This window comes from uncultured Anaerococcus sp., assembly GCF_937934665.1.
In the GTDB taxonomy this organism is placed as follows: Bacteria; Bacillota; Clostridia; order Tissierellales; family Peptoniphilaceae; genus Anaerococcus.
Window position 1 is genome coordinate 1 of record NZ_CALGYW010000008.1, and the last position, 6,871, is coordinate 6,871.

A 6,871-nucleotide genomic window follows, 5' to 3' on the forward strand; every position below is an offset into this window, starting at 1 on the left:
ACACTTAGGACTTTCACCTGTTAGGATATGCTCATGCCGAGCGCACATAAAAAAAGAAGCACTCTATTTGAGTGCTTCTTTTGCTATTTGGTGCGGGATAAAGGAGTCGAACCTTCACGAGAAATTCTCACTAGATCCTAAGTCTAGCGCGTCTGCCAATTCCGCCAATCCCGCATGGGGTGAGTAGTGAGATTCGAACTCACGCTCTCCTGGGCCACAACCAGGTGTCGTAACCAACTGGACCATACCCACCACGTGGTGTATCTTCACTATTCATGCTGACTATATTAGTATACAACCTTTATTTGGTTTTGTCAAATGTTTTTTGTGATTTTTTAAGAATTTCTTAAGCTAGCCGCTTAAGTCTTTCCTACTGACAAATAATATAATACCACGTATTTTAAAAAAATGCAAATTTTTTTATCATTTTATTTTTTCTTTCTTTGTAGTAGAATATCTAAAGAGGTGAATTATGAAGAATACAAGGAAATTTATATTAAAAATATTTGCTATTGTTATAGCTATAGCTATGGTTGCTCCCCTAGTATATAATGCTATCTTGTCCGTGCAATGATTATTGAAAACATAGAATATTCAGATAAGTATAATCTGATAAGAATAACTATATCAGGAGAAAAATTTTTTATAGACTATGACCTGTATTATGAAAATAGTCTTGAGAAGGGTAAAGAGATAGACTTTAGTCTTTATAAAGAAATTCTTGCCAATGATGAATTTAATAGGGCAAAAAATTTTGCCCTAAATAAGATTTCATATTCTCAAAAGTCTACCTATGAAATAAAAAAGAAACTTAGAGATAAAGATTTTTCTGAAGATATTATAAAAAAAATTATAGCCTATCTTGATTCCTATGGATTTATAGACGATGAGGCTTACGTAAAGGCCTATATCAGAGATAAGGATGAAATTTCTAAGTGGTCTAGGGGAAAGATTTCTCATATGCTTAAAAGAAAGCATATAGATGAAAGATTAATTGAAGATTATATATACCAAATTGATGATAAGAGAGAAGTAGAGAAGGCTAGATTTTTTGCTGATAAAAAGATAAAAAATGATTTTTCTTATGAAAATAGGGTTAAGGTTTTTAGACACTTGGCCGGTAAGGGTTTTGATATTGATATCATAAATCAAGTCCTTGATGATAGGTTTTCTTGATGCACTTTGTATATATCTTAAGGTGTGGAGATAATTCCCTGTATACCGGATATACTACCAATGTTAATAGGAGGCTAAAGACCCATAATAGAGGAAAAGGTGCTAAATATACTAGATCAAGGCTTCCTGTTAGCCTTGTTTATTATAAGAGAGTTGATAGCAAGTCACTAGCTCTTAAGCTTGAAGCTAGGATCAAAAAACTTACAAAAAAAGAAAAAGAGGCTTTAGTCAAAGCATTTAACCTAAGGAAGTAAATTTCTTTTTCTTAGGTTTGCTTTTAGACTTTCGCCTCTCCTTTTTATAGAAACTTCAAAAAGACCCATTTTACTAAAGCCGAAAACTTCCATTTCCAGCTTATATTCTTTTGCTTTTTCTTTAAAAGCCTCTATTATTTTCTCTTCCCCATCTGACCTTAAAAAATCAATTACAACCATACCACCAATATTTCTAAGTTTTAAGTTGTAGATAATAAAGTCAATTAATTCTAGATTTATATTTAAAAGAAAATCTTTTTTTCTTTGTTTTGATTTTCTAGATCCTGTATTTACGTCAATTACAGTTAAGGTTTCTAGTTCATCTATAATTATAGATAGGTCCTTATAAACTATTTCAGATTCCTTTAAGTTTTCTTTCAAAAGAGTAAAGACTCTTGAGTTTCTAATATCAAAATCTCTTTGTTCATAGTCCTTATATTTTAATATATAGGCGTCTTTTATGGAATTTTTAAGTAAGAGTTTTGGACTTGGGAAAAATTTCTCTTCCCTGATTAACCTTTCTTTTTCTTTTAAAATTTCTTCATATAAGACCTTATCTTTCTTTTTATGAGCTTTAAGCTTGGGCTTTTTTCTTAGAGGATACCTAATTAGGCTATAGGCCTCATTTTCTAGCCTAAAATTTTCACTTGCAAGACCTAGTTTGCCATTAGCAGGCTCTCTTACATACTGGATAATGGCATTATCTCCTATATTATAAGCTAGGGTTGATTTTAAAAACAAGGTCTCTTTACCAGGTATTTCTACAAAATAAGCCTTGAGGTTATCTAGTTTGTTAACAACCTTAGCCCTGTAGATATTATGAAGAAGAGAGTCATAGAAAACTACTTCCATGACTCTCTCATCTTTTAACCTCATTAGGATTTTTTCTTTTCCATCAATGAAAATTACTTTCATTTCTTAAAAATCCTCTTAATTTTTTCGAAAAATCCAAGACTTTCTATATTTTCAGCCTCTCCCTTTAGGAGGTTATCTATGATTTTTTTGAAATAATCATTTTCTTTAGCAAAGCCTAGGTAAGTTGCAGACTTACCTAGAATTTTATCTTTAATAGGTCTTGGATCAAAATTATCTTCAACACGATTTATGAAATAATAGTCAGCGTGGATTTCTTTATCAAGATCTTTGCTGTCTATAATTTCTATTTTTACTGCATCTTTTATAGCTAGGTCAAGGTTATCTATTATTATTATATCATAATCTATCTCATCTATGAGCCTATAAACATCATCTACCCTAAATTCATATTTATCTTCTAAAAGTGGGGCTATGATAAAGTTTAGGTTGGCATTCTCCTTAACCATTACCCTTTCTAGCTCACAAAGACCTAGAAAGTAGTCTGATATATCGTAGCTAACCATGCCGTCTTTCTTGAAATAATCTTCTATATTTGATTTTTCGCTTCTAAAAAAAGATGTCAGTAAGACTCTCTTATTTTCAGAAAGTCTTTCTGCTAGGTTTACCGCAAAATCTGTTTTTCCTATGTTATTTTTTCCGTTTATTAAATATACTTGCATATTTTCCTCTTAACTAATGAGCCTCGCCGTTTGTAGATTCGCCGAGTTCTTGGATGTCTTCTGCAGTTGGTTCTGCATTTATCATCTCAACATTTAAATCAAAATACCTCGCCACTATATCTCTCATAATTGGAGATGCGTTGTAGGATGTATCACCCTGGGTTAATACTATAGAAATAGCTATTTCTGGATTATCATAAGGCGCAAAACCAACCATCCATGCATAGGTATCGTAGTCTGTTCCATCAAGGTTTTGACCCTCTACTTCTGCTGTACCTGTTTTTATACCAATATCTATTGGTAATTGATTTAAAACAGCATTTTTTTGAGCTACAAGCAGGGTACCATATTTTATATCTTCAAGATATTTCTTATCCTTAATATCTATTCTCTCTTTTTCTGGAACATTTTCAAATAAAACTTCTCCAGAATCATGGTTTTTAACCTTGTTTATAAGAGTTAGCTTATTTAGGTAGCCTCCATTTGTTAGGGTTGCTACTGCCCTATTCATTTGAATAGGAGTATAGGAGTTTTGCCCCTGGCCGATAACTATATTTAACATATCTGTTATATCCCAAACAGCTTGGTTTAGGTAGGTATACTTGATTGTATCTGCTAATCCATCCCTTTGGCCTTCTGGTACTACTATAGGATCATAGCCTCTTTCATCAAAGAAATCGATGATAGCTTTTCTAGTCCAATCCTTAGGACTGTCTGTAAACTTAACTATATCTGTTATGTCTTTTTCGTATTCATCCCTAGTTTTCTTTACTCCTTCTTTGATAAAGAGGGTAAGATTTTTTTCTAGGTAGTCTTTTAGCATTAATTTAGTTACTTCAACTTTTTTGCCTATTGAAGGGACATTTCCCTTAGCTTCCCTAGGAATATTTATCTCTATTCCTGTTTCTTGATCAAGTCCTAGCATTTCACAAGCTAGTCTTATATCGTTTAGTTCAAGCTTGGTTGTTAGTGAATCGCCGTCTTCTGGGTTTTCACCAAGGGCTAGGGTGTAGAAATAGTAGTTACAAGAATCTCTTATAGCTCCATATAGGTTTTCTTCACCATGAGTTGTGCCTGTTTCTGTATAGACAAGACAAGAAAATCTCCTGTTACCTATTTCCATAAAGCCATGACAATTATTTATAGCTAGTGGATCTAGACCCTTTTCTAGGGCTGCTAGGGCTATTACAAGCTTAAAGGTAGAGCCTGGCATTACAGCTGTTTGAGTTGCTATGTTTAGCATTGGTCTTGGTGCCAAAGGCCCTTCAGTTTCTTCTACTTGGAGAGCTTCCCAGTCGGAACTAGAAATCCCTGTGGAAAATAGGTTCGGATCGTAGTTCGGATAGGATGCTAGGGCTAAGACTTCCCCAGTTTTAACATCAGATACTACTACCGCTCCACTTTCAGCATGGGGTGCCATTTTAAATGGAGTAAATGAACCGTATTCTGACTCATAAAAACCAGTTTCTCTTAAGGATTCTAGGACCCCTTTTAGAGATTCTTCAGCTTGTTTTTGAAGCTTGGCATCTATTGATAAATAAACATCATCACCTGGTTCTGACTTTGTTTGAGATATGGTTTCTCTTCTATTTCCAGATGAGTCAACTGTTACAAGTGACCTACCATTTTTACCCTTTAGATTATCTTGGTAAGATTCTTCTATACCGGTTTTCCCTATGATTTCATCACGGAGATAGGCTCTTTCTTTTACGTACTTATCGACTTCTTCACTTGTTGCAATTGGTCCCATGTAGCCTAGGATATGACTAGCGAGATTTCTATTCGGATAAGACCTAATAGGAATAGTTTCTACAACAATACCAGATGCTGAATCAATTTTTTCTTCAATTTTTAAAACTGTTGACTCATCAAGATTGTACACAATATTTATTGGTCTATAACCAAAAGAGCCTTGCCTGTTTAAGGTATTGTCTATAGTTAATATACCAACTGCTTCTACATCATTGTACTCGTCAAGTCCGCTTACTTTTTTGAGGTAGGCTAAGATTTTTTCCCCATCTTTTTCATTCATCAGGATGTCGACTGTTTCTTTAGTAGAATTTGCCTTATTCTTATTAGCATAATGGGTATAAAAATCTTTCTTGTCAATAGTGAAGGTATATTCCCAATCATCAGGATCATCTTCTGTAATATCTATATTTGGATAGATATTATTTCTAGTGTTGGCATTTTGAGCCATATACTTTACATACTCAGATTCAATAAGGGGCTTTATTAAACCGTGTTCATCAGCAAGTCTAGCAAGTTCATCAACAGCAGAGCCTGCTTGAGGATTTTTAAACCTTACATCTACAGAATATTGGTTTTTATCATCCTTACTTTCTGTGATTACTTCAGTTTCAAAATTTGCATATATCCCCTTATTTTCAAGCTTTTCTATTAGCATATTAGCAGGGATAATATAGGCTCCCTTATCATCTACCATAGCATAGGTGAGCACTTCTTTAATTGTAGAGTTTTTTACTATTTCACAAAAATCGTCACTTGGCTTAGAATCGAGGGTAATTTTATCAAAGGCCTTATGAAGTCTTGCCTTTTTTTCTATTAAATCTTGATCACTTTTTATGGCGTAGTCATCCATAGTTAGACTTCCCAATAGCTTGTTACTCTCTAAAATTTTGTAGGCTAAAAGCCTCGCGTGAGAATTTTGTAAAATAGATAGGAGAACTGACCTGTCTTCCCCCACTGATTCTAGGATAACATCTGTAGGATCGTCTTTTTTATTAAATCCTATCGAAGCAAGTTTTTTCTCATAGTTTTTTTTGTATTCTACAAGTAGTTTCCCATCCTTTTGGTCAATGTGGACAGGTACGTCTATCCCTCTTTTTTTAAGGGCTAAGATAGCTGTATTTAAGGTTTCATATTTAATACCATCTTTTTTATAAATTGATAATAAGAATTCTTCGATAAGGTCATTTTCAATTAACTTTTCGACCACATCTTCCATTGGCATTTCTTTTTTCTTAAAATAATCAGCCTCTCTTTTATACCTAAATGTATTTAATTTTACATTGTAATCTTCTGTATAGTTTACTCCATCTTCTTCCAAGATATCTACAAGATCTCCAATAAGGGCTTTTCTTTTTTCCTCTTCTAGACTCATTAGCTCATCCTTGTAGAGTTTAACTGCAAAGGACGGAACAGATGTAGCAAGGATTCTACCATCCCTGTCGTAGATATTTCCTCTACTTGCAAGCTCATCTACTTCCTTGACCTTTCTATTATCAGATAAGTCCCTATAATAGTCCCCTTTAGAAATCATGACACTAAAAAGTCTAAAAATTATAATTAGGATTGCGATTACTACAAAGGCTTGGATGAAAATTAGTCTATTTTCTTTTTTATTTCTCATAAAAACCTCTATATCCTATAGGTCGGTATATACATTACTTTTTTAATTAATAAATAATAAAGTAAGTAAATAGCTGAATTTAAGATAGCTTCTACAATAATTGCAGATCCCAAATACCCTCTCATTGGAGTAAGGTTAGTTGCAAAAATATAGTAGATACCATTTACCAGTAAAAAATTAAAGATTGTAGAAATTATACAAACAATCACACCACTCCTCTTATCCTTACCTATCTTTATAAGTTCGCCTGATGAGAAAAGTCCGATAAGGTAATAGGAAAGAGCCCTAACCCCCACTAGGCTTGAAAATAGAAAGTCTTCAAAAAGACCAACTACAAGACCCCCAACCCTACCGGTTTTATTTGGCAAAATCTGTGCAAGTGCAATGGCTGCAGGAATGATTATATTTAAATTTGCTCCCAGTATGTCTATTTTAGCAAAAATTGAGGTTTGCAAAATAAAACTTACTAGCAAGATTAAAAAACTCTTAAATTTATTCATATATCTCCCCCTCCTTTTGCTTTTTTTCCTTAC

6 protein-coding genes and 2 tRNA genes are annotated in these 6,871 nt (G+C 33.4%); 2 read left to right on the plus strand and 6 right to left on the minus strand.

Features of this window, described 5'->3' with window-relative positions; all coding sequences use genetic code 11:
* Positions 1–88 precede the first annotated feature (88 nt).
* Together Q0410_RS00450 and Q0410_RS00455 are read right to left on the minus strand one after the other, a co-directional pair.
* Positions 89–174: transfer RNA gene (locus tag Q0410_RS00450), tRNA-Leu, on the minus strand.
* 1 nt (position 175) lies between these two features.
* Positions 176–252, minus strand: a tRNA-His gene (locus Q0410_RS00455).
* A 318-nt stretch (positions 253–570) separates the two neighbouring features.
* Between Q0410_RS00455 and Q0410_RS00460 the strand changes: the two genes are divergently transcribed.
* Both Q0410_RS00460 and Q0410_RS00465 read left to right on the plus strand, forming a co-directional pair.
* Positions 571–1,176, plus strand: coding sequence for a regulatory protein RecX (locus Q0410_RS00460; protein WP_299031562.1), 606 nt, complete (start codon positions 571–573; stop codon positions 1,174–1,176).
* Positions 1,176–1,430: a GIY-YIG nuclease family protein gene (locus tag Q0410_RS00465; protein ID WP_299031566.1), complete on the plus strand. Its 255-nt coding sequence runs from the start codon at positions 1,176–1,178 to the stop codon at positions 1,428–1,430. Before Q0410_RS00460 ends, Q0410_RS00465 begins: the two co-directional genes overlap by 1 nt.
* Here the strand turns inward: Q0410_RS00465 and Q0410_RS00470 are convergent.
* From Q0410_RS00470 to mreD, 4 genes are read right to left on the minus strand one after another with little or no spacing between them, the layout of a single operon-like run.
* Positions 1,419–2,345, minus strand: coding sequence for a ribonuclease E/G (locus tag Q0410_RS00470; RefSeq protein WP_299031569.1), 927 nt, complete (start codon positions 2,343–2,345; stop codon positions 1,419–1,421). The two genes, Q0410_RS00465 and Q0410_RS00470, sit on opposite strands and share 12 nt — an antisense overlap.
* Entirely contained in the window at positions 2,342–2,965 is a 624-nt protein-coding gene (locus Q0410_RS00475) for a hypothetical protein (protein ID WP_299031572.1), read from the minus strand. Before Q0410_RS00475 ends, Q0410_RS00470 begins: the two co-directional genes overlap by 4 nt.
* A 13-nt stretch (positions 2,966–2,978) precedes the next feature.
* On the minus strand, positions 2,979–6,338 hold the full coding sequence (locus Q0410_RS00480; protein WP_299031575.1) for a penicillin-binding transpeptidase domain-containing protein: 3,360 nt from the start codon (positions 6,336–6,338) through the stop codon (positions 2,979–2,981).
* 8 nt (positions 6,339–6,346) lie between these two features.
* A complete protein-coding gene (gene mreD / locus Q0410_RS00485; protein ID WP_299031578.1) occupies positions 6,347–6,838 on the minus strand; it encodes a rod shape-determining protein MreD in 492 nt (163 codons plus the stop codon).
* Positions 6,839–6,871: the final 33 nt, after the last annotated feature.

What these genes read in the sequence shown, in the direction of transcription:
- Q0410_RS00460 (WP_299031562.1), top strand. Translation starts at nt 571, where the DNA reads ATGATTATTGAAAACATAGAATATTCAGATAAGTATAATCTGATAAGA.
- Q0410_RS00465 (WP_299031566.1), top strand. Translation starts at nt 1,176, where the DNA reads ATGCACTTTGTATATATCTTAAGGTGTGGAGATAATTCCCTGTATACC.
- Q0410_RS00470 (WP_299031569.1), bottom strand. Translation starts at nt 2,345, where the DNA reads ATGAAAGTAATTTTCATTGATGGAAAAGAAAAAATCCTAATGAGGTTA.
- Q0410_RS00475 (WP_299031572.1), bottom strand. Translation starts at nt 2,965, where the DNA reads ATGCAAGTATATTTAATAAACGGAAAAAATAACATAGGAAAAACAGAT.
- Q0410_RS00480 (WP_299031575.1), bottom strand. Translation starts at nt 6,338, where the DNA reads ATGAGAAATAAAAAAGAAAATAGACTAATTTTCATCCAAGCCTTTGTA.
- mreD (WP_299031578.1), bottom strand. Translation starts at nt 6,838, where the DNA reads ATGAATAAATTTAAGAGTTTTTTAATCTTGCTAGTAAGTTTTATTTTG.